This is a genomic window from Streptomyces griseomycini (assembly GCF_014203535.1).
Classification (GTDB): Bacteria; Actinomycetota; Actinomycetes; order Streptomycetales; family Streptomycetaceae; genus Streptomyces; species Streptomyces griseomycini.
Genome location: NZ_JACHJI010000006.1, coordinates 157,856 through 180,222 on the forward strand (window position 1 = coordinate 157,856; position 22,367 = coordinate 180,222).

Consider the following 22,367-nt stretch of genomic DNA (forward strand, 5'->3'; position numbering starts at 1 on the left):
TTCGGGATCCGCCGGCCGGCCCTCACGGGCGGGCCAGCAGGGTGCGTACCCCCTCCGAGGTGAGCGTCAGACGGTGCTCGGAGCTGCCGTCGATGGTGAGGGACAGGTCCTCGGCCGGCCACTGCGCGGCGAGGGCCCCCAGCGGGACCAGGCGGTAGCGGGACACGAACGGCAGTAGCCCGGCCATCTCCAGCTCGGAGGTGAACACGGGCACCACCTGCGTGCCGCCCGGCTGCTCCAGCACCGGAAGCGCCACCGCGCCCGGGTCGGCCGCCCCCTCGTCGCCGGCGTCGTCCGGCACCGGGATCAGGACGTCGCTGTTCGCGAGGGCGTCCAGCGCCGCCGTGTCCTCGGTGTTCTCCACGAGGGCGTCCAGAGCCCGCTGGGCGGGTGTGGGGGCGTTGTTCTCGTGCGCGGGTGTTTCCATGGCAGATTCCCTGGTAGCGGCGGTCGTACGGCCCGCCCGGGACAAGATCCGCCCCGGCACGGTCCTGGACGCGTACCCGGTCGCGTGGGACGCAATCCTGCGGGCACCGGCGGGTTCACGGGACGGTGCCGCCTCCGCGCCGGCCGTCCCGGCTCGCCGCGTCCGCCCGGTCGCCCGACCACCCGGTGACGACGGTCTCCCCGCGGCGGGCGGGCCGGAGGTGTCCGTGGTGGCGGGCGCCCCGTGCACGGCCGGACGCGCGGCGAGTCCCCGGCACGGCGTCCGGCCGGCCGGGGCCGGCCACCACCCGGGTGAGCAGCCGGCCGGGTCCGGTGGACCGGGCGACACGGCGCCGGACGCGGTGGAGCCGGGGTGTCCGGTGCGCGCGGCCACGGCGGCCGGGCGCACCGACGCCTTCCGGCGGTCCGGCCGCGACGGCACCGGCCTGCCGCCCGGTGCTCCGGTGGCGCGCGAGGCCGGCGCGCCGGTCACCGACGCCCGCAGCCGGCCCGGACCGCCGCGCCCGGCGGTTCTCCGGCCGGACCGGGCGCCCTCCCGCCCCTCCCGCGGGCCGGAGGCACACCCCCTCCGAGCCCCGCCGAAGCCGTGGCTATCATATGAGCGCCGTCTAGCTCGAAAGATGATCCTGTGACTGTCAACGAAGACTCGTTCATCAACTGGAAGCACCGCGAGGAGATCGCGGAGTCGATGATCCCGATCATCGGGAAGCTGCACCGCGAGCGGGACGTCACCGTCCTGCTGCACAGCCGCTCCTTGGTGAACAAGTCGGTGGTCAGCATCCTCAAGACCCACCGCTTCGCCCGGCAGATCGCCGGCGAGGAACTCTCGGTCACCGAGACGCTGCCCTTCCTGCAGGCGCTCACCACGCTCGACCTCGGGCCGTCCCAGATCGACATCGGCATGCTCGCCGCGACCTACCGCGCCGACGACCGGGGCCTGTCGGTCGAGGAGTTCACCGCCGAGGCCGTCGCCGGCGCGACCGGCGCCGACAAGATCGACCGCCGTGAGCCGCGCGACGTGGTCCTCTACGGCTTCGGCCGCATCGGCCGCCTCCTCGCCCGCCTGCTCATCGAGAAGGCCGGCTCCGGCAACGGCCTGCGGCTGCGCGCCATCGTGGTCCGCCGGGGCGGCGCGCAGGACATCGTCAAGCGGGCCTCGCTGCTGCGCCGCGACTCCGTGCACGGCCAGTTCCAGGGCACGATCACGGTCGACGAGGCGAGCAGCACGATCGTCGCCAACGGCAACACCGTCAAGGTGATCTACGCGGGCGACCCGACGGAGATCGACTACACGGCGTACGGCATCAAGAACGCCATCCTCATCGACAACACCGGCAAGTGGCGCGACCGCGAGGGCCTGTCGCAGCACCTGCGCCCCGGTATCGACAAGGTGGTGCTGACCGCGCCCGGCAAGGGCGACGTGCCCAACATCGTGCACGGCGTCAACCACGACACCCTCAAGCCGGACGAGCGGATCCTGTCCTGCGCGTCCTGCACCACCAACGCGATCGTCCCGCCGCTGAAGGCGATGGCGGACGAGTACGGGGTGCTGAGCGGCCACGTGGAGACCGTCCACTCGTTCACCAACGACCAGAACCTGCTGGACAACTACCACAAGTCGGAGCGCCGAGGCCGTTCGGCGCCGCTCAACATGGTGATCACCGAGACCGGTGCCGCCTCGGCCGTCGCCAAGGCGCTGCCCGACCTCAAGGCGACCATCACCGGCAGCTCGATCCGGGTCCCCGTGCCGGACGTCTCGATCGCGATCCTCAACCTCCGGCTGGGCCGGGCGACCGACCGCCAGGAGGTCCTCGACTACCTGCGCGACGTGTCGCTGACCTCGCCGCTGAAGCGCCAGATCGACTTCATCAGCGCCCCCGACGCGGTCTCCAGCGACTTCATCGGCTCGCGCCACGCCTCGATCGTCGACGCCGGCGCCCTGAAGGTCGAGGGCGACAACGCGATCCTCTACCTCTGGTACGACAACGAGTTCGGCTACTCCTGCCAGGTCGTCCGGGTCGTCCAGCACGTCTCCGGGGTGGAGTACCCGACGTACCCGGCTCCGGCGGTCTGATCCGGGAGCGGGCGAGCGGCACCGGGCACGACCGCGGGGCGGGACCGGCGAGACGGCCGGTCCCGCCCCCTCCGTGCGCGGTGGCGGGCCGGGCTGACCGGCCGGTAAGGGGCAGATCGGTAACGATCGTCCCGCACGGGTTGCCGGGCCGCCCGTGGTTCCTAGTCTTCGGGCATGCCCCTCTTCAGCAGTCGCACCAGCAGACGTCCCCGCATCGCTTCGGCACTCGACGACGCCGATCTGGCACGTGTGCTCGGACGGTTGAGCAGGCGGAGCGGAGGCGGCAGGGCCCAGGACGTCGCACTCGTCTCCTCCCTGCTGGAGGAGACGGGGGACGACTGGGACCGCCGCGGCCACCGGACGTCCGTACTGGCCGAGGCGACGGCCGGGTCGGGGATCGCGGCGGCGTGGCTGGCCCGGGAGCCGCAGCACGCCGACGCCCTGGTGTTCCACTCGTGGGCCCGCCTGGCGTGCGGCCTGCGGGACGGACGCCTCGAGGACGCCGGGCAGGTGGTCTCCCAGTGCCACCGTGCCGCCGAGCTGAGACCGGAGGATCCGCTGCCGTGGGTGGTCCTGCTCGGCGTGGCGCGGATCGAGCGGTACGCGCAGCACGAGGTCAACGCCGTCTGGCGGGAGGCGACCGGACGCGACCGCTGGCACCGCGAGGCGTATCTGCAGATGCTCGCCTACCTGTCGCCGGAGGAAGGCGGTTCGAGCGCGGCCGTCCTCGACTTCGTCGACGTGGTGCGCACCCGCATCCCGGCGAACGCGCCGTGTGCGGCGGTCGAGCTGACCGCGGCCGTCCGGCAGTACCAGGGGCTGGTGGCGCAGGGTGGCGTCCGTGCCATGACGGCCGGTCAGCTGTGGGACGGCGGCCAGGTCGCGGCCGCGCTGGACCAGGCCGCCGCGCTGTGGGCGAAGCCGGGCTTCTTCCAGCACGCGGCGGCGCCGGCCGATCTGAACGTGCTGGCGTACGCGCTGTGCGCGGCCGGACGCGCCGCCGACGCGCACCACGTGTTCCAGACGCTGCAGGGCATGGTCACGCCCTGGCCGTGGAACGCCGACGGGCCCGCGCTCCAGCGGTTCGAGCAGCACCAGGCCAAGGCGGAACGGGGACGGCAGGGCGGCGTCGGCGGAACGTGACGCCCCGCCGACCGCCGCTCCCCCGTCAGTTCCGCGCCAGGATCGTGGCGACGGCCTCCCGGAGCACCGTCACCGGGTCCGGTACGGCTCCTTCGGAGCGCCAGGCGACGAAGCCGTCGGGGCGGACCAGCACCGCGCCGTCCGCGGTGACCCCGTGGGCCCGGGCCCAGTCGGCACCGTCCTCGGGGGTCAGTTCCGCGTCGGGACCGTCGCCCACCCGGTACGCGTCGAGCGGTACGGCCAGGTCGCTCGCGACCTTCGCCGCCGCGCCGTGCCAGTCGCAGACGCCGTTCGCGGAGCTCAGCAGCACGCACGAGCGCTCGTACAGGTCGAGCGTGGAGACCCGGGTGCCGGCGCGGTCCAGCCACAGGTGCGGGGCCCGGCTGCCGGGCTCGCCGGTCAGCATCACCCCGTCGGGGATGACCGGTGTCCCCGGGTCGGTGCCCAGGACCGCGCCGCGCGGATAGCGGTAGCAGAGCGCCACGTTGAGGATGCCGCCCGGCTTCATCCCGGGACCACCGGGACCACCGGGACCACCGGGACCACCGGGACCACCGGGACCACCGGGACCACCGGGACCACCGGCACCGGGGGCGGGGGCGCCGAGGGCAGGGGCCCCGGGGGCGGGCGTGTAGCCGGGGTGGCTGTGCTCGCTCGAGCGGGAGGAGGCGCGGGCGCTGGTCGCCTCCGCGACGGGCCGCCGTTCGGCGTCGTAGGACTCCAGCAGTCCGGGTGCGGCCCAGCCGCCGAGCACGGCGGCCAGCTTCCAGGCGAGGTTGTGGGCGTCCTGGATGCCGGTGTTGGAGCCGAACGCCCCGGTGGGCGACATCTCGTGGGCCGAGTCGCCGGCCAGGAACACCCGGCCGTCGGCGTACCGCTCGGCGACCCGCTCGGCGGCGTGCCAGGCGGCCCTGCCGGTGATCGTCACGTCGAGGTCCGGCACGCCGACCGCCTTGCGGATGTGGGCGACGCACCGCTCGTCGGTGAACTCCTCGAGCTTCTCGCCGTGCTCGGGGTGCCAGGGGGCGTGGAACACCCAGTTCTCCCGGTTGTCCACCGGCAGCAGGGCCCCGTCGGCCTCCGGGTTGGTCAGGTAGCAGACGATGAACTTCCGGTCCCCGACGAAGTCGGCGAGGGCGCGGGAGGCGAAGGTGAGGCTCACGTTGTGGAACAGGTCGCCCGGACCGTTCTGCCCGATGCCCAGGGACTCGCGGACGGGGCTGCGCGGGCCGTCGGCGGCGACGAGGTAGTCCGCCCGGATCCTCGTGCGCTCGCCGGTCTCCCGGTCCTCGACCAGCACCGTCACCCCCTTCGCGTCCTGCTCGAAGGACTTCATCTCCGTCCCGAAGCGCAGGTCCCCGCCGAGCTCGCGGGCCCCCTCGAGGAGCACCGGCTCCAGGTCGTTCTGGCTGCACAGGCACCATCCGCTGGGGCTGAAGCGGGCGATCCCGCCGCCGGGGTCGATCTCCTGGAGCAGCCACTCGCCGGCGTCGCCCACCAGGCTCGGGGTCTGCAGGATGCCGTGGTTGTCCGCCAGGACCGACGCGGCCCGGGCGATGCGCTCCTCGAGCCCTGCCGTCCGGAACAGCTCCATGGTGCGTACGTTGTTCCCCCGCCCGCGCGGGTGGATCGACGTGCCCGCATGGCGTTCGACGAGCGTGTGCGGCACGCCGAGGCGCCCCAGGAACAGGGACATGGACAGGCCCACCAGAGAGCCGCCGACGATGAGGACCGGCGTGCGGTGATCCGCTTGGCCGGCCGTATCCGATCGATTCATTGAAACGCCTCCAGCGTCGCCCTCGACGGGCTGTGGGTTGGGACGCACATTTCATGCCCGGTACGGGTCGGTTCGCGTCGAGGCGGCACCCGGATGGCGCGTGGTTCACCCACCTGCCCCGTGTCGCTCGCGCACACCGGAGGGTCGCGTCAACGATCGACTCATGGCGACCCCGGGCCATCGGACACGGCGGTCGTTCCTGACCTTCCGAAGAAGAGGAGAGGTGCGCCGGAATGACCATGTCGGCACGCGTATCGCAGTCGGCGTTCGACGGCTCGAGGCTGCGGGTGATCCTGCTGCTCGACCTGTACGAGGGGGCCCAGGAGCAGTTCCTCGACGCGTACGAGCACATGCGCAACAAGGTCGCCTCCGTCCCCGGCCACATCAGTGACCAGCTGTGCCAGTCGATCGAGAACCCCTCGCAGTGGCTGATCACCAGCGAGTGGGAGAGCGCCCTGCCGTTCCTCGCCTGGGTGAACAGCGAGGAGCACATCGAGCTCGTCCGGCCGATGCACAGCTGCGTCCGGGACACCCGGTCGATGCGCTACAGCGTCCTGCGCGAGACCCACCCGGAACGGCCGCTCACTCCCGAGGCCGCGAAGTCGGGCCTCCAGACGGAGGCCCGCGTGGGCCCCGGGGTGACCCGCCACGCCCTCACCTTCACCGTCAAGCCGGGATCCGAGTCCAAGGTCGTGGACATCCTGACCCACGAGGACACGCCCGAGACGCGGATCAACGGCATCACACGACTGCACCGCACCTCCATCTTCATGCACGGCAACCGCGTCGTGCGGACCATGGAGGTGGAGGGCGACCTGCTGGCCACCCTGTGCCACGTGGCCACCCAGCCCGAGGTCCGGGTGGTGGAGGACGCCATCAACCCCTATCTGGAGCAGGACCGGGATCTGAGCGAACCCGACTCCGCGCGGGTGTTCTTCACCCGGGCGGCGCTCCCGGCCATGCAGCACGTGACGGCCGGCCGCCCGGAACCCGCCCACCTGCGACGGCACATGCTGTACTACCCGGCCGTGGCGGGCCGCGGCCTGGAGCTGGCCCGGTTCCTCGCCCACCAGGACGAGGCCGCGGCGAACGACCCGGACAGCCCGGTGTACGCGAGCACCGTCTTCCAGCGCGAGGACGTCGTGACCCGCCTGATCGACGTCACCGGTGAGCTCGACCTCGACCCCGCCGCCGCCCTCGGCGTCAAGGGCCCGGGCAAGGCGGCCGAGCTGCAGCGTCTCCTGGACGGCGCCGCGATCGGCGTCGAGGGCTCCCTGGACTCCGAGCGCAACCTCAACCGGCTCCTGGCCCACGCCGACATGATGCCCGTCACCGACCGCAGCTCGGCGGATTCCTGACGGCCGACCGTGGTGGTGCCCGGCCGTGCACGCCCGGACGTCACCGCTCCCACCCGGAGGTATCAACCATGTCCAAACAGCATCCACGCATCGTGGACCTGAGCGAGACGGAACCCAACCGAAGGCGCGGAGGTGACCTCAGGACCCTGCTCACGCCGGCCACCGTGGGGTCCACCAGCGGCTTCATGGGCCTGGCCATCATCCAGCCCGGCGAGCGCATCGGCGAGCACTACCACCCGTACTCCGAGGAGTTCGTGTACGTCGTCAGCGGCGCGCTCGAAGTGGACCTGGACGGCGAGCCGTTCGCGCTCCGGGCCGACCAGGGGCTGATGATCCCCGTCGACATGCGGCACCGCTTCCGCAACGTCGGCGACCGGGAGGCCCGCATGGTCTTCCACCTGGGTCCGCTCGCCCCGCACCCGAGCCTCGGCCACGTCGACACGGAGGAGACCGAAGGAGCGGCGTCCGGGCCGCAGTTGACGGTCGGCGGACCGGAGCAGGACCGGCCGTCCGAGCCCAGTGGGGCCATAAAATGACCCGGCGGGTGGCCGTCACCGGTATAGGTGTGGTCGCTCCCGGCGGCATCGGCGCACCGGCCTTCTGGGACCTCCTCGCCTCCGGCCGCACCGCGACGCGCGGCATCTCCCTGTTCGATCCGGTGGGGCTGCGCTCCCGCATAGCCGCCGAGTGCGACTTCGACCCGTACGGGCACGGCCTGGACGAGGACCTGTGCCGGCACGCGGACCGGTACATCCAGTTCGCCGTGGTCGCCGCCGGCGAGGCCGTCCGCGACGCCGGACTCGACGTGGAGGCCCAGGACCCGTGGCGCACCGCCGTCTCCCTCGGCAGCGCGGTCGGCGGCACCACCCGCCTGGAGCACGACTACGTGCTGGTCAGCGAGCGCGGGAAGCGCTGGGACGTGGACCACGAGAAGGCCGAGCCGAAGCTGCACACGGCGTTCCAGCCGAGCACGCTCGCCTCCGTCGTCGCCGAACGGTTCGGTGCCCGGGGTCCCGTGCAGACCGTGTCCACCGGCTGCACCTCCGGGCTCGACGCGGTCGGCTACGCCTTCCACACCATCGCCGAGGGCCGGGCCGACGTCTGCATCGCGGGGGCGTCGGACTCGCCGATCTCACCGATCACGATGGCGTGCTTCGACGCCATCAAGGCGACGTCGCCCAACAACGACGACCCCGAGCACGCCTCCCGGCCGTTCGACGCCCACCGCGACGGCTTCGTGATGGGCGAGGGCGCGGCGGTGCTCGTCCTCGAGGAGTACGAGCACGCCCGGGCCCGCGGCGCGGAGATCCTCTGCGAGATCAGCGGCTACGCCACCTACGGCAACGCCTACCACATGACCGGCCTGACCAGTGAGGGACTGGAGATGGCCCGGGCGATCGACACCACGCTCGACCAGGCCCGGCTCGATCCCACCCTGATCGACTACGTCAACGCGCACGGCTCCGGCACCCGGCAGAACGACCGGCACGAGACGGCCGCGGTGAAGCGCTCCCTGGGCGCGCACGCGTACGACACGCCCATGAGCTCCATCAAGTCGATGGTGGGGCACTCGCTGGGCGCGATCGGCGCCATCGAGGTGGTCGCCTGCGTCCTCGCGCTGCAGCACCAGGTCGTGCCGCCGACGGCGAACTACGAGACCCCCGACCCGGAGTGCGACCTGGACTACGTGCCGCGCACCGCCCGTCCGCGGAAGCTGAGGAACGTGCTCTCCGTCGGCAGCGGTTTCGGCGGTTTCCAGTCCGCGGTGCTGCTGACCGGGCCGGGCGGGAGGACACGATGAGCAATCGGCGCACCCGGCGCGCGGCCGTCACCGGCATAGGCGTGATCGCGCCCAACGGACTGCGGCCCGACGCCTACTGGAAGTCCGTCAGCGAAGGCGTCCCCGTGCTGGACCGGATCACCCGCGAGGGCTGCGACCACCTGCCGCTCCGTGTGGCGGGCGAGGTCCGGGCCTTCGACGCGGCGGCCATCGTCGAGGACCGGTTCCTGGTCCAGACCGACCGGTTCAGCCACTTCGCGATGGCCGCGGCCGCCCTCGCCCTCGACGACGCCGGCCTCGGCAGCGGTGATCCCGCGGAGCCGTTCTCCGTCGGCGTGGTGACCGCCGCCGGTTCGGGAGGCGGCGAGTTCGGCCAGCGCGAGCTGCAGAAGCTGTGGGGACAGGGCTCGAAGTTCGTCGGCCCGTACCAGTCCATCGCCTGGTTCTACGCGGCGAGCACCGGCCAGATATCCATACGCGGCGGCTTCAAGGGTCCGTGCGGGGTGGTGGCGAGCGACGAGGCGGGCGGCCTCGACTCCCTCGCGCACGCGGCCCGCGCGGTGCGGCGCGGCACCGGGACGATGATCGTGGGCGCCGCGGAGGCGCCTCTCGCCCCGTACTCGATGGTGTGCCAGCTCGGCTACCCCGAGCTCAGCACCGTCGACGACCCGGACCGCGCCTACCGCCCGTTCACCTCGGGGGCCTGCGGCTTCGTGCCCGCCGAGGGCGGAGCGATCCTCGTCGTCGAGGACGAGGACCGGGCCCGTGAGCGGGGAGCGGCCGTACGCGCCACCGTGGCCGGTCACGCGGCCACCTTCACCGGGGCCTCCCGCTGGGAGGAGTCCCGGGAGGGTCTCGCCCGCGCGATCCGCGGCGCCCTCGACGAGGCGGGCTGCGCCCCCGAGGAGGTCGACGTCGTGTTCGCGGACGCCCTGGGCGTCCCGGAGGCGGACCGCGCCGAGGCGCTGGCGATCGCCGACGCCCTGGGCGCGCACGGCACCCGGGTGCCCGTCACCGCGCCCAAGACCGGCATCGGGCGCGCCCACTGCGCGGCGCCCGTGCTGGACACGGTGGCCGCGGTGCTCGCCCTGGAGCACGGTCAGGTGCCGCCCACGCCCAACGTGTTGGACGTCTGCCACGACCTCGACCTGGTGACGTCGCGCGCTCGCCCCGCCGAGCTGCGCACCGCCCTCGTCCTCAGCAGAGGACTGATGGGCTCCAACGCGGCGCTGGTCGTGCGCCGTGGTGGCGAATCCGCCCGGTAGGACGGGCGGGGAAGGAGCAGTCCCCCATGATCACCACCGAAGTGACCATCGACGAACTGGCCGCCCTGATGAAGAAGGCGGCCGGCATCACCGTCGACCCCCAGGAGCTCAAGCAGGCGGCGGAGTCCCCCTTCGACTCCTTCGGCCTGGACTCGCTCGGCCTGCTCGGCATCGTCGGCGAGCTGGAGAACCGGTACGGCCGGTCGCTTCCCCCCGACTCGGAGCGCTGCAGGACGCCCCGGGAGTTCCTGGACCTCGTCAACAGCACCCTCACGGCTGGAGCCTGAAAGTGGCCGGACACACCGAGAACAGCATCACCATCGACGCTCCCTTCGACCTCGTCTGGGAGATGACCAACGACCTCGAGAACTGGCCGAACCTGTTCAGCGAGTACGCCTCGGTCGAGGTGCTCTCCCGCGAGGGCGACACGACGACGTTCCGGCTGACCATGCACCCGGACGAGAACGGGAAGGTGTGGAGCTGGGTCTCGGAGCGCACCCCGAACCGCCGGGAGCGGACGGTCCGCGCCCGCCGCGTCGAGACGGGCCCCTTCGCGCACATGGACATCCTGTGGGAGTACGCGGAGCTGCCGGGCGGGGTCCAGATGCGCTGGATCCAGGACTTCGCGATGAAGCCCGACGCCCCGGTCGACGACGCGTGGATGACGGACAACATCAACCGCAACTCCCGCACCCAGATGGCCCTCATCCGGGACCGGATCGAGCAGGCCGCCGGCGAGCGCGAGAGCGCGTCCGTGGCGTCCTCCCGCTGAGCGCCCGGTCAGGAAAGGACACACCCGATGCACCACGCCCTCATCGTCGCCCGGATGAAGCCCGGTTCGGCGCCGCGGATCGCCGACGTGTTCGCCGCCTCCGACCGGGGCGAGCTGCCCCACCTGGTCGGCGTCAGCCGGCGCAGCCTCTTCCAGTTCGGCGACGACGTGTACCTGCACCTCATCGAGTCCGAGCAGGACCCTGCGCCCGCCATCGCGAAGGTGGCGTCGCACCCCGAGTTCCGCCGCATCAGCGAGCAGCTGGAGGCGTACGTCAGCCCGTACGACCCCGCCACCTGGCGCAGCCCGAAGGACGCCATGGCGCAGTGCTTCTACCGCTGGGAGCGCGGCGCCGGTTCCTGACCGGAGCGTCCGACGGACACCACGAGGCCGCCGGGCCCGCGTCAGTCGCGGAGCCGGCGGCCCCGGGCGGGGCCGGTCAGCACATGCCGGCGGGTTCGGAGAGCGTGCAGGTGTTGTGGCTGAACGTGTTGGTCGTGGCGGTGTCCCGGTCGGCCAGGTCGGCCGGGCTGTTGCCGGTCACCAGGTTGTCGCGGACCTCGTTGCGCTCGCCGGGGGTGCCGGCGGGGTCCTTGGAGAGCACGATGCCGCCGGACAGCGGGGACGTGCCCTTGTTGTCCTCGACCCGGTTCCAGGCCACCAGCGTCTCCTCGACGCCGGTGAGGACGATGCCCGAGCCCTGCAGGAAGGGCAGCCGCGCCGTCCTGGGGCAGTGCCTGTTGTTGGCGTGGACGTGATTGCGCGTCACGCTCAGGGCGCCGGCGCGCGGCTTGTTCCCGTCGCCCACCACGAGGACGGCGGCGCAGTTGCCGGTGGCCTCGTTGCGGTCGACGGCCAGGTCGCGCAGTCGCCGCACGGTGACGCCGACCCGGTTTCCGGTCATCCTGTTGTGCCGGATCACCGTCTTCCCGGCGTCCCTGGCGCCTTCCTCGGTGTCGACGGTGCCGGCCACGAACAGTCCGGCGTCGCCGTTGTCCTCGACGGCGTTGTGGCTGAGCACGCTGCGCACGGAGCGTTCCTCGGCGATGCCCCACCGGCCGTTCTTCTCGGCGGTCACCTGCTGGACCGTCAGCCGGTCGGTCCGGCTGGCCCACAGTCCGCTCTTCTCGAAGCCCCGCAGCGCCAGCGAGTGCACGGTGACGCGCTCGACGGGCTTCTTGTCGGTACCGGTCACGCAGATGCCGTTCCCCGCCTCGGCGCAGGCGCCCTTGCCGGCGTCCGTGCCGGGCACCAGGACGGTGCGGTGGGCGCCGTAGCCGCGCAGGGTCAGGTTCGACGTGGTGATGTCGGCGCTCCCCTCGTGGGTGCCGGGCGCGAGGAGGACGGTGTCCCCCGGCTCCGCGGCGTCCACGGCCCTCTGGATCGACTCCCCCGGCTCCACGCGGTGCACGGTCGGGACGTCGGCCGACGGGGCGGCTCCCAGCCCCGCGGCCACGACGGCGGTGGCGCACGCGAGATACGCGATGTGTCGTCTGCTCATGTGCCGAAGCTATGAGCGGGGGTTCCGCCCCGCCACCGATGATCACCCAGGCGGGCAGGCGTCCGGGGCGGTGGCCCGCCGGCGCGGCCCGGAGCGGCGGGGCGCACGTCCGCTCCGGGGCGGACGGGGTGGTGGGGACGCCGTGGTTCCCGCCTCTCGCTCGTCAGAGGGTTTCGACGTACTCCTCGGTGGGCCCCAGTTCGGGCCGGTCGCGCAGCTCCACCCGGTCGCCCCGCCGCTGGAGCTCCAGCAGGGTGAGGGTGTTGTCGCCCGGTACGAGCAGCGGTGCGGGCAGGTAGAGCGTGCGCTGGGGGCCGATCTCCCAGTAGCGGCCGAGCAGGGTGCCGTTGGCCCAGACGAAGCCCTTGGCGAAGCCGGGGAGGGCGAGGAAGCCGTCGGCCGGCTCGGCGACCGCGAACCGTGCCGTCAGGAACCCGGTGGAGCCGTCCGGCCGCGCGGCGGACACGGCACGCGCCAGGTCGTCCGGTGTCCAGGTGTCGAGCGGCAGCCGGTGCATGGTCCAGCCGTGCACGAGCCTCCGGCCGATCGCGACACCGCCGAGGATGCCCTTGTGCTCGCCGAGCCGCGGGCCGTAGTTCACCCGCCCCTGGTTCTCCACCAGCAGTTCCAGACACGCCCGTTCGCCCCGGCCGGTCACCTCGAGCGAGGCGGTCTCCCGGTCGAGGACGCCGAGGGGGACGCCGTCGAGGAAGACCTGGGCGCGGTCGCGCAGACCGGAGACCGTGAGGGTGTGCCGGCCGCCGGGCAGGCGCGGTCCGGCGCGGTAGAGGACGAGGCCCGACGCCTGCTCCAGTTCCTCGAAGCTCAGCGGATGGGGGGAGGCCACCGGCTCGGAGACCGCGCGCAGCGCCCCCAGCAGACCGGCTCCGGCGGTGACGGGGACGGCACGGGGGGACAGCAGCGCCGGTTCGGCGGGCAGCGGGCGGCGCGGCGCTCCGGCGACGGCGTGCAGCCGGTCCCGGAACGCGTGGAACTTCGGGGTGAGCGCGCCGTGTTCGGCGATCGGCGCGTCGGAGTCGTAGCTGGTCACCGTCGGCCGGAGCAGGTCGCCGTCGTGGTTGGCGCCGGCCCACAGGCCGAAGTTCGTGCCGCCGTGGGCCATGTAGACGCTGACCGAGCCGTCGGCGTCGAGGATGTCGGTGAGGGTCCGTGCCGCGCTGTCCACCGACCGGACGTGGTGCTTCTCGCCCCAGTGGTCGAACCAGCCGTTCCAGAACTCGGCGCACAGGAACGGCTCGTCGCGGCGGCGCGCGCGCAGCAGCCCGGCGGCCTCGTGGGCGTGGGAGCCGAACGTCGCGGCCGCGAGGTGTCCGGGCAGACTGCCGCCGTCCTGCATCAGCTCGGTGGGACCGTCGGCCGTGTAGAGCAGTTCGGTGATTCCGCGGGCGACCAGGGCGTCCCGCACCCAGCGGACGTAGGCGTGGTCGTCGCCGTAGCTGCCGTACTCGTTCTCGATCTGGACGGCGACCACCGGCCCGCCGCGCCCCGCCTGCAGGGCCGCGACACGCGGGATCAGCTCGTCGAACCAGCGTCCGACCTCCGTCAGGTAGGGCGGGTGGGAGCAGCGCGGGCGCATGCCCGGTCGTCCGGTCAGCCAGACGGGCAGCCCGCCGTTGTCCCACTCGGCGCAGATGTACGGGCCGGGCCGCACGATGACGTCCAGGCCGGTCTCCCGGGCGGTCCGGAGGAAGCGCTCGACGTCGTGTCCGCCGGTGAAGCGGTACCGCCCCGGACGGGGTTCGTGGAAGTTCCACGGGACGTACGTGTCCACGGTGTTGAGGCCCAGGGCGGCGACCCGTTCGAGCCGGTCGGCCCACTGGTCGGGGTGGACGCGGAAGTAGTGCAGCGATCCCGCCAGGACGCGGTGCGGGCGCCCGGCCCGCAGGAGCCGGCCGTGCGGGTGGGTCAGGACGGGGCCGGGCGCACGGTCCTCCGACGCTTCCGATGTGAGCGATGCCATGCAGCTCCCCCTCGTGGCGTCTGCTCCGTTCCGGGGAGCAACGGCGGGAACTATGGCAGACGGTGTTACCGATGCCAAGGGAGCGGTCGCGGATAGACTGCGGCCGGGGGGCGGTACCTGCGGCGACGCGGCCGGAGCCGCGGTTTCTCTGGAGAAGCGAACGATGGCATCGGACACGCCGGGAACCGGTGGGGGACCCGTGGGGAAACGGGCGGGCGGCGCCGCGCGGCAGCCCGGGATGACCGATGTCGCCCGGCTCGCCGGGGTGTCCGCGCAGACGGTGTCCCGGACCCTGGCCGGCCATCCGAACGTGCGGCCGAAGACCCGCGCCAAGGTGCTCGCCGCCGTCGAGCAGCTCGGCTACCGCAGGAACAACGCGGCGCGGGCGCTGTCCTCGGGGCGCAGCCGGACGATCGGCGTCGTGACCCTGCAGACCGACTCCTCCTCGCGCACGAACCTGACGTTCGGCATCGAGACGGCGGCGCGGGAGGCGGGCTACACGGTGAGCACCGCGACCACCGCGTCGCTGGACACCGCCGCGATCGAGGGGGCCCTGTCCCGGCTGGCGGAGCAGGGCGTCGAGGGAGTCGTCCTCTCCGTGCCGCTGGTCCACGTCAGTCCGCGGATCGAGCAGCTCACCCGCCGGGTGCCGACCGTCACCGTCGACGGGTCACGCACCCCGGCCACCGAGGTCGTCGCCGTCGACCAGGCCCTGGCGGCCCGTCTGGCGACGCGTCACCTGATCGACCTGGGGCACGAGAGCGTGTGGCACGTCGCCGGGCCCGGGGAGTGGCTCGACGCCGCCGGCCGCCGCGCCGGCTGGCGCGACACCCTGGAGGCCGCGGGCCTGGCCGTCCCGCCGGTGCTGGAGGGCGACTGGACGCCCGCCTCCGGGTACCGCAACGGCCTGGTCCTGGGGCGGATCCCCGGCGTCACCGCGGTGTTCGTGGCGAGCGACGAGATGGCCTTCGGCGTGATCCGCGCCCTTCACGAGCTCGGCAGGAAGGTGCCCGAGGACATCTCCGTCGTCGGCGTGGACGACATCGCGCTGGCCGAGTACTGCTCACCTTCGCTGACGACGGTCGCTCAGCCGTTCACGCGGATGGGCGCGCTGGCGGTCGCCCACCTGCTGCGGCACATCGAGGACCCGGACGCGGCGCCCGAACCCGTCACCGTCGAGCCGACGTTGGTCGTGCGCGCCAGCACGGCACCGCCGCCGGCCGGACCGGCCGGCCGGACCGGCCGACCTGGCGGCCCGGCAGCCTGACGGCCTCGCGTGACGCGACGGCACGGGCACGGACACGCACCGGGATGACGTGTGTGATGCTCGATCCTGCTCGTAAACGCTTCTTATCGAGCACGTATTGACATGTAACCGCCGAGCCCGCAGAGTCATGCCCCGACGGTCCCCACCGTCCCGACAGTGCACCGGCAGTGATGCAAGCCACCCCACCGAGGAGTGTTGCCGTCATGTCCGAAATCCCCGCTGTCTCCCGCCGACTGCTCCTGGGCGGAGCCGTCGCCACCGGCGCGCTCGCGGCCGGGGTGACCGCCGCGTCCCCGACGGCGTCGGCCGCGTCCGGGCAGGCTCCCCGCCGCAGACCCGGACAGAAGTCGATGATCGGCGTCCCGTTCGACGCCCACAGAACCGTCCGCGTCGGTGTGATCGGCCTGGGCAACCGGGGTTCGGGCATGGTCACGGGCTGGGCGGCCGTACCCGGCTGCACCGTGACCGCCGTCTGCGACATCCGCGCCGAGCGCGCGAAGCGCGCCGCCGACCGCCTGGCGGGCAGGGGCGAGCCGCGCCCCGCCGAGTACGGCGGCTCCGCCGACTCCTACGCCCGGATGCTCGAGCGCGACGACATCGACCTGGTGTACGTCGCCACGCCGTGGGAGTTCCACCACGAGCACGGCAGGGCGGCGTTGCTGAGCGGCAGGCACGCCGTGGTGGAACTTCCCGTCGCGACCGAACTGCGTCAGCTGTGGGACCTCGTCGACACCTCCGAGCGCACCCGCAGGCACCTGCTCCTCGCGGAGAACTGCAGCTACGGCCGCAACGAACTGGCCATGCTCAGGATGGCGCACGCCGGCCTGTTCGGGGACGTCACCAACGGCCACGGCGGCTACCTGCACGACCTGCGTGAACTCCTCTTCTCCGACACCTACTACACCGACTCCTGGCGGCGGCTGTGGCACACCCGCAGCACCGCGTCCCTCTACCCCATGCACGGGCTGGCCCCGATCGCGGCGGCCATGGACGTCAACCGCGGCGACCGGATGACCACGCTGCGCGCCACCGCGACCGCCCCGAAGGGGCTGGCCGACTACCGCGAGCGCTTCGTCCCCCGGGACCACCCGTCCTGGAAGGAGACGTACGTCAACGGTGACCTGATCACCTGCATGATCGAGACGGAGAAGGGACGGGTCATCCGGGCCGAGCACGACGTGAGTTCGCCCCGGCCCTACAGCCGGATCAACACCCTCGCCGGCAGCCGCGGGATCGTCGAGGACTACGCCGGGCCCGCCCCGACCGGCGCGCGCGTCTACCTCGAACCGGACCACGGCGGCCACGCCTGGCGCGACTTCGCCGACTACCGCAAGGAGTTCGACCACTGGCTGTGGCGGAAGGTCGGTGACGACGCCGCGAACAACGGCGGTCACGGCGGCATGGACTACGTCCTGCAGTGGCGCACGGTGCAGCTGATGCGCGCCGGGCTGGTGCCCGACATCGACGTCTACGACTCCGCGGCCTGGTGCGCGGCGGTCCCGCTGAGCGCGGCGTCCCTGGCCCGGAAGGGCCGTCCGGTCGAGATCCCCGACTTCACGCGGGGCGCCTGGGCCGACGCGCGGCGGCCCGGACTCGACTCGGATCCCACCGAGATGCCGCCCGTCGGCTGAGCGCGGCCGGGAGCCCCCGGACGTCGTCGCCGGTGCCTCGCGGGCACGGGACCGCGAGCCCCCGGCGGCGGCCCGGCCGCGGTCGGCCGACGGTCCGCCCGGCTCGGGAGCCGGGGCCCCGGTCGGGGTCGCCGCCCGTCGCCGTCACCCGGTCCGGCTCCACGGCGGGCGGCCCGGCCCCTCGGTGCCGGGCCGGTGCCGTCAACGGTTCATGGCCGCCCAGAACTCCTCGAAGGACATCCGGCCGTCGCCGTCGGTGTCGAGCGAGTCGATCAGTTCCCGGGCCTGCGACTCCGTGATCTCGGAGCCCTCCAGCTCCGCCACGACCTTCCGGTACTCGTCCACGGTGACCAGGCCGTCCCCGTCCACGTCGTAGCGCTCGAAGACCTTCCGCGCCGCCGTCTCCACGATGTCCGCCATGTGCTCCGTCCTTCTGCGATCTTCGCTGACGTGCTCACACTATCCGCCCGCGGCGGACGGCGGAAAAGAGAAAGGCAAGGAGGTCACCCACTCCTTGCCACTCTCAACTTATAGCGCACCGGGGGGCTTGCGGCAAGGCCCCAGCGGTACCGCAGAATGGCCGGCCAAAGCCAGGACCTGCGGAAACGGGAGTCGCTCAGTGCCTGTGTCGTCCGAGGACACCGTCAGTACCCGCGTGGACCGCGCGGAATCGTCCAGCCAGACCGCCGCACGCCACGGCCGCGAGCGGTCCCACACCGGAGCCGATGCCCTGAACCCCCTGACCACCAGCGCCTTCGACCTCCCCGACCACCTCTCCCCCAAGGCCGACCCGGCGCTGATCGCCGACGACGAGCGGCACTTCGCGGCCCTCGCGGAGTGCCTCGAGCAGTCGGTCGCCGAGGTGTCCGACCGCCTCGACGCCCTGCGCAGGGCACCCGGCGGCCTCGGCCGGCAGGCGATGGAGCGGGACGCGGAGATCCACCGGCTGACCGCCCGCCTGCGCACACTGCGCCGCTTCGGACTGGACCTGTGCCTCGGGCGCATGGTCGGTGCGGACCGTTCCGAGCCCGTGTACGTCGGGCGGCTCGGTCTGACGGACGGCTCGGGCCGCCGGCTGCTGGTCGACTGGCGCTCCCCCGCGGCCGAGCCGTTCTTCGGAGCCACCCACGCCGACCCGATGGGCCTGGCGAGCCGCCGCAGGTACCGCTGGACCCGCGGCCGGATCAGCGACTACTGGGACGAGGTGTTCACCCCGGACGGGCTCGCCGGGCACGCCGCGCTCGACGACCAGTCCGCCTTCATCGCAGGCCTGGGCGCCAGCCGGTCACCGCGGATGCGGGACGTGCTCGGCACCATCCAGGCCGACCAGGACGCCGTCATCCGGGCGGGTTCCCGCGGCACCCTCGTCGTCGACGGCGGTCCGGGCACGGGGAAGACCGTCGTCGCCCTGCACCGCGCCGCCTACCTCCTCCACTCCGATCCCCGCCTCGGTCACCGTCGGGGCGGCGTGCTGTTCGTCGGCCCGAGCCGGCCCTACCTTGCCTACGTCGCCGACGTCCTCCCCAGTCTCGGGGAGGAGGGCGTGCAGACCTGCACCCTGCGGGACCTCGTCGCCGAGGGGGCCGGGGCGGCGGTCGAGACCGACCCGGAGGTGGCCCGCCTGAAGTCGTCCGCGGACCTGGTGAGGGCGATCGAGACGGCCGTCCGGTTCTACGAGGAGCCGCCCGCCGAGGGCATGACGGTCACCACCCACTGGTCCGACGTATGGCTGAGCCCCGACGACTGGGCCACGGCGTTCGAAGCGGCGGAGCCCGGTGCTCCGCACAACGAGGCGCGCGAGCAGGTCTGGGAGGAGCTGCTGACGATCCTGGCGGACAGGCACGAGGACGACGCCCCGGACGACGACGGCGACGTCCCGGCCGAGCTGCTCCGCAGGTCGTTGGGGCGGAACGGGGAGCTGCGCACGGCCTTCGACCGCGCGTGGCCGCTGCTCGAAGCGGCCGACCTCGTCTCGGACCTGTGGTCGGTGCCCGCCTACCTGCGGATGTGCGCTCCGTGGCTCGGCCCCGACGAGGTCCGGAAGCTGCAGCGCGCGGACGCCCGGGCCTGGACGGTGTCCGACCTGCCGCTCCTGGACGCGGCACGGCAGCGGCTGGGCGACCCGGAGGCGGCCCGGCGCAGGCGCCGGCACGAGGCCGTCCTCGCCGCCCAGCGCGAGCGCATGGCGCAGGTCGTCGACGACCTGATCGACGCCGCGGCCGACTCCGGCGCCGACGGTGACGACGGCGAGGGTCTGGTGAGGATGCTGCGCGGCCAGGACGCCCGGGTCAGCCTGGTCGACGAGTCCGAACTGCCCACCGCCGACCCGGACCTGCTCGCCGGCCCGTTCGCGCACATCGTCGTGGACGAGGCCCAGGAGCTCACCGACGCCGAGTGGCGGATGCTGCTGCTGCGCTGCCCGTCCCGGAGCTTCACCGTCGTCGGGGACCGCGCCCAGGCCCGGCACGGGTTCACCGAGTCGTGGCGGGAACGGCTCGAGCGGGTCGGGTTCGACCGGATCGACGTGGCGTCCCTGAGCGTCAACTACCGGACGCCGGAGGAGATCATGGCGGAGGCCGAGCCGGTCGTCCGGGCCGCGCTGCCGGACGCCAACGTGCCGACCTCCGTCCGCAGCAGCGGCGTCCCCGTCGTCCACGGTTCCGCCGCGGACCTGGACCCGGTCCTCGGCACCTGGCTCGCCGCACACGCCGACGGGACCGCCTGCGTCATCGGTGCTCCCGCGTTCCGGCCGACGACGCCCCGCGTGCGGTCGCTGACCCCGGAGCTGTCGAAGGGACTCGAGTTCGACCTGGTCGTCCTCGTCGACCCGGAGGCGTTCGGCGAGGGCGTCGAAGGAGCGGTCGACCGCTATGTCGCGATGACCCGGGCGACCCGGCAGCTCGTCGTCCTCACGAGTCCCTGACCGCGGGCTCCGGCGGCACGCCCCGCGTACGGGCGGAGACGGACCACGGCGTACGGTCGGGTGTGAGGCCCCGAGCCCGGACGGGACCGGAGGCACTCCGCGCAGCCGCACCGTTCGCACCGTTCGCACCGTTCGCACCGAGGAGAAGCGTTGCACCCCGACACCCCGCCGCCGGACGGCGCCGAGACCGAGGCCGGAGCGGAGGCCGGCGCCGCCTTCTGGCGGGAGCGCCGGGTGTGCTTCCTCAGCACCCGGCGCCCGGAGGACGGCACCCCGCACCTCGTGCCCGTCGGGGTCACCTACGACCCCGAGACCCGCATCGCCCGCGTCATCAGCGACGCCGGGAGCAAGAAGGTCCGCAACGTGCGCCGGGCCGCTCCGGGGACCGTGGTCGCCGTCAGCCAGGTCGACGGCCGGCGCTGGTGCACCCTGGAGGGGCCCGCCGTCGTCCGGGACGACGCCGAGTCCGTGGCCGAGGCCGAGCGCCGCTACGCCGAGCGCTACCGGCAGCCGCGCGTCAACCCGAACCGGGTGGTCATCGAGATCACCGTCACCCGTGCCCTGGGCACCGTCAAGCCGCCCGGCTGGTGACGCCGCGGGCCCGCGACCGGGACGGTGCGCGAGAACCGGACGGGGCTGCCCACCTGTGTGGTGGGCAGCCCCGTCCGGTTCCGCGTGTCCCGTCCGCCGGGTCCCGGCTCAGCCGACCGGCGTCGCCTGGTCCTTGCCCGACGACGGGCCGTACCCGGGCTCCTGCTCCGACGCGGTGTCCGAGACACCGGACGCGCCGGCCTCCTCGGCGAGGCGCTCCAAGCCGCTGGTGGTCTTCAGCGGCTTCTCCTTGATGAAGACCACGGCGACCAGTGCCAGCAGCGCGAACGGGGTGGCGACGAGGAACAGGTCCGCGGTGGCGACGCCGTAGGCGTGCTCCACGATCTCCCGCATCGGGGCGGGCAGCGTGCTCATGTCCGGGACGCTGCCCTCGCCGCCGCCCGAGCCGCCCTCGGCCGCTCCGGCGACGCCCGCCTTCTCCATCCCCTTGGTCATCTCGTCGGCGACCCGGTTGGCGAGGATCGCGCCGAGGACGCTGGTGCCGATCGTGCCGCCCATGCTGCGGAAGAAGGACAGCACGGAGGTCGCGGCACCCAGCTCGGCGGCGGGGACGTCGTTCTGCGCCGCGAGCACCAGGTTCTGCATCAGCATGCCGACGCCGATGCCGAGGACGGCCATGTAGACGCTGAGCAGTCCGAAGGAGGTGCCGGCGTCGATCAGGGAGAGCAGCGCGAGTCCGGCGGTCATGATGACCGCGCCCGCCACCAGGTAGCCCTTCCACTTGCCGGTCCGGCTGATGAGCTGTCCGGCGACGGTGGACGACACCAGCAGACCGAGGATCATCGGCAGGCTCATCAGCCCCGCGATCGTCGGCGACTTGCCCAGGGACACCTGGAAGTACTGCGAGAGGAAGACGGTCCCGCCGAACATGGCGACACCGACCAGGAGGCTGGCGACCGTGGTCAGGGTGACCGTGCGGTTCCTGAAGATGTCGAGCGGGATCACCGGCTCGGCGGTACGGGCCTCGACGAGGACCGCCAGGCCCAGCAGCACCACGCCGCCGGCGACGAGCGCGGCGGTCTGCCAGGAGGCCCAGTCGAACCGGTTGCCCGCCAGGGAGACCCAGACGAGGAGCGCGCAGACCCCGGCGACGATCAGGAAGGCGCCGAGCCAGTCGATCTTCACCTCGCGCTTGACGGTGGGCAGCTTCAGCGTCCGCTGCAGCAGGAAGATGGCCAGCAGCGCGAACGGCACGCCGATGAAGAAGCACCAGCGCCAGCCCAGCCAGTCGGTGTCCACCAGCACGCCGCCGATCAGCGGTCCGGCCACGGTGCCGACGGCGAAGACGGCGCCGAAGATGCCGGAGTACTTGCCCAGTTCCCGGGGCGGGATGACGGCGGCCATGACGACCTGCGCGAGGGCGGTCAGGCCGCCCGCGCCGATGCCCTGCACGACCCGGCTGAAGATCAGCAGCGTCGTGTCGTGGGAGAAGCCCGCCAGCAGCGAGCCGACCACGAACATGAGCAGCGAGAGCTGGAGCAGCAGCTTCTTGTTGAAGAGGTCGGACAGCTTGCCCCACAAGGGCACGGTCGCGGTCATCGCCAGCAGTTCGGCGGTGACGACCCAGGTGTAGGAGGACTGGCTGGCGCCCAGGTCGGCGATGATCGTCGGCAGCGCGTTGGACACGACGGTGCCCGCCAGGATGGCGACGAACATGCCGGCCATCAGGCCGGACATGGCCTGGAGTACCTGCCGTCGGGTCATGGAGGTGACAGGCGCGCCGTCGGGCGCCGGGGGTGAGGTCACGGGATCTCTTTCGATGGTGGTCGGACGGTCCGCGCGGGCCGATGCGCCGACACGTGCCGACGCGTCGGCGCGCTCGGGGCGCGGACCGGA

19 protein-coding genes are annotated in these 22,367 nt (G+C 73.0%); 13 read left to right on the top strand and 6 right to left on the bottom strand.

What is annotated here, in order from left to right:
- Positions 1–22: 22 nt before the first annotated feature.
- Positions 23–427, bottom strand: coding sequence for an SseB family protein (locus FHS37_RS18365; RefSeq protein ID WP_184822507.1), 405 nt, complete (start codon positions 425–427; stop codon positions 23–25).
- 648 nt (positions 428–1,075) lie between these two features.
- Between FHS37_RS18365 and FHS37_RS18370 the strand changes: the two genes are divergently transcribed.
- Positions 1,076–2,521: a glyceraldehyde-3-phosphate dehydrogenase gene (locus FHS37_RS18370; protein WP_184822509.1), complete on the top strand. Its 1,446-nt coding sequence runs from the start codon at positions 1,076–1,078 to the stop codon at positions 2,519–2,521.
- Positions 2,522–2,695: 174 nt separating this feature from the next.
- Complete coding sequence (locus FHS37_RS18375; RefSeq protein WP_184822511.1) at positions 2,696–3,664, top strand: tetratricopeptide repeat protein; 969 nt, start codon at positions 2,696–2,698, stop codon at positions 3,662–3,664.
- A 25-nt stretch (positions 3,665–3,689) separates the two neighbouring features.
- Here FHS37_RS18375 and FHS37_RS18380 read toward each other — a convergent pair whose 3' ends face one another.
- Positions 3,690–5,441 carry an FAD-dependent oxidoreductase gene (locus FHS37_RS18380; RefSeq protein ID WP_184822513.1) on the bottom strand — a complete coding sequence of 584 codons (1,752 nt, stop codon included), beginning with the start codon at positions 5,439–5,441 and terminating at the stop codon, positions 3,690–3,692.
- Positions 5,442–5,674: 233 nt separating this feature from the next.
- On the opposite strand from FHS37_RS18380, the gene FHS37_RS18385 reads away from it, so the two are divergent.
- From FHS37_RS18385 to FHS37_RS18415, 7 genes are all read left to right on the top strand, one after another.
- Positions 5,675–6,799, top strand: coding sequence for a SchA/CurD-like domain-containing protein (locus FHS37_RS18385; protein ID WP_184822515.1), 1,125 nt, complete (start codon positions 5,675–5,677; stop codon positions 6,797–6,799).
- Positions 6,800–6,867: 68 nt separating this feature from the next.
- A complete protein-coding gene (locus tag FHS37_RS18390) occupies positions 6,868–7,335 on the top strand; it encodes a cupin domain-containing protein (RefSeq protein ID WP_184822517.1) in 468 nt (155 codons plus the stop codon).
- Positions 7,332–8,600 carry a beta-ketoacyl-[acyl-carrier-protein] synthase family protein gene (locus FHS37_RS18395; RefSeq protein ID WP_184822519.1) on the top strand — a complete coding sequence of 423 codons (1,269 nt, stop codon included), beginning with the start codon at positions 7,332–7,334 and terminating at the stop codon, positions 8,598–8,600. The genes FHS37_RS18390 and FHS37_RS18395 overlap by 4 nt, the downstream gene beginning before the upstream one ends.
- The gene (locus FHS37_RS18400) at positions 8,597–9,844 is read left to right on the top strand and encodes a ketosynthase chain-length factor (RefSeq protein WP_184822521.1); all 1,248 of its coding nucleotides are present in this window, start codon (positions 8,597–8,599) and stop codon (positions 9,842–9,844) included. Before FHS37_RS18395 ends, FHS37_RS18400 begins: the two co-directional genes overlap by 4 nt.
- A 26-nt stretch (positions 9,845–9,870) precedes the next feature.
- Positions 9,871–10,131 carry an acyl carrier protein gene (locus tag FHS37_RS18405; protein ID WP_184822523.1) on the top strand — a complete coding sequence of 87 codons (261 nt, stop codon included), beginning with the start codon at positions 9,871–9,873 and terminating at the stop codon, positions 10,129–10,131.
- A gap of 2 nt (positions 10,132–10,133) precedes the next feature.
- Positions 10,134–10,616 carry an SRPBCC family protein gene (locus FHS37_RS18410; RefSeq protein ID WP_184822525.1) on the top strand — a complete coding sequence of 161 codons (483 nt, stop codon included), beginning with the start codon at positions 10,134–10,136 and terminating at the stop codon, positions 10,614–10,616.
- A gap of 27 nt (positions 10,617–10,643) precedes the next feature.
- Positions 10,644–10,979: a TcmI family type II polyketide cyclase gene (locus FHS37_RS18415; protein WP_184822527.1), complete on the top strand. Its 336-nt coding sequence runs from the start codon at positions 10,644–10,646 to the stop codon at positions 10,977–10,979.
- Positions 10,980–11,055: 76 nt separating this feature from the next.
- Here the strand turns inward: FHS37_RS18415 and FHS37_RS18420 are convergent, their stop codons facing one another.
- Both FHS37_RS18420 and FHS37_RS18425 read right to left on the bottom strand, forming a co-directional pair.
- A complete protein-coding gene (locus tag FHS37_RS18420) occupies positions 11,056–12,117 on the bottom strand; it encodes a right-handed parallel beta-helix repeat-containing protein (RefSeq protein WP_184822529.1) in 1,062 nt (353 codons plus the stop codon).
- A 163-nt stretch (positions 12,118–12,280) separates the two neighbouring features.
- Entirely contained in the window at positions 12,281–14,098 is a 1,818-nt protein-coding gene (locus FHS37_RS18425; protein WP_184822531.1) for a glycoside hydrolase family 35 protein, read from the bottom strand.
- Positions 14,099–14,261: 163 nt separating this feature from the next.
- Here FHS37_RS18425 and FHS37_RS18430 point away from each other — a divergent pair, with 163 nt between their 5' ends.
- A complete protein-coding gene (locus FHS37_RS18430; protein WP_184822533.1) occupies positions 14,262–15,365 on the top strand; it encodes a LacI family DNA-binding transcriptional regulator in 1,104 nt (367 codons plus the stop codon).
- Positions 15,366–15,568: 203 nt separating this feature from the next.
- Complete coding sequence (locus FHS37_RS18435; RefSeq protein ID WP_184822535.1) at positions 15,569–16,996, top strand: Gfo/Idh/MocA family protein; 1,428 nt, start codon at positions 15,569–15,571, stop codon at positions 16,994–16,996.
- 201 nt (positions 16,997–17,197) lie between these two features.
- Here the strand turns inward: FHS37_RS18435 and FHS37_RS18440 are convergent, their stop codons facing one another.
- Positions 17,198–17,416 carry an EF-hand domain-containing protein gene (locus FHS37_RS18440; RefSeq protein WP_184822537.1) on the bottom strand — a complete coding sequence of 73 codons (219 nt, stop codon included), beginning with the start codon at positions 17,414–17,416 and terminating at the stop codon, positions 17,198–17,200.
- A gap of 310 nt (positions 17,417–17,726) precedes the next feature.
- Between FHS37_RS18440 and helR the strand changes: the two genes are divergently transcribed.
- Both helR and FHS37_RS18450 read left to right on the top strand, forming a co-directional pair.
- A complete protein-coding gene (gene helR / locus FHS37_RS18445; protein WP_184823231.1) occupies positions 17,727–19,919 on the top strand; it encodes an RNA polymerase recycling motor ATPase HelR in 2,193 nt (730 codons plus the stop codon).
- 150 nt (positions 19,920–20,069) lie between these two features.
- Positions 20,070–20,510 (top strand): pyridoxamine 5'-phosphate oxidase family protein, encoded by a 441-nt coding sequence (locus tag FHS37_RS18450; RefSeq protein ID WP_184822539.1) that lies wholly within the window; start codon positions 20,070–20,072, stop codon positions 20,508–20,510.
- 108 nt (positions 20,511–20,618) lie between these two features.
- Here the strand turns inward: FHS37_RS18450 and FHS37_RS18455 are convergent, their stop codons facing one another.
- Positions 20,619–22,235, bottom strand: a complete 1,617-nt coding sequence (locus tag FHS37_RS18455; RefSeq protein ID WP_184822541.1) for an MDR family MFS transporter — start codon at positions 22,233–22,235, stop codon at positions 20,619–20,621.
- Positions 22,236–22,367: the final 132 nt, after the last annotated feature.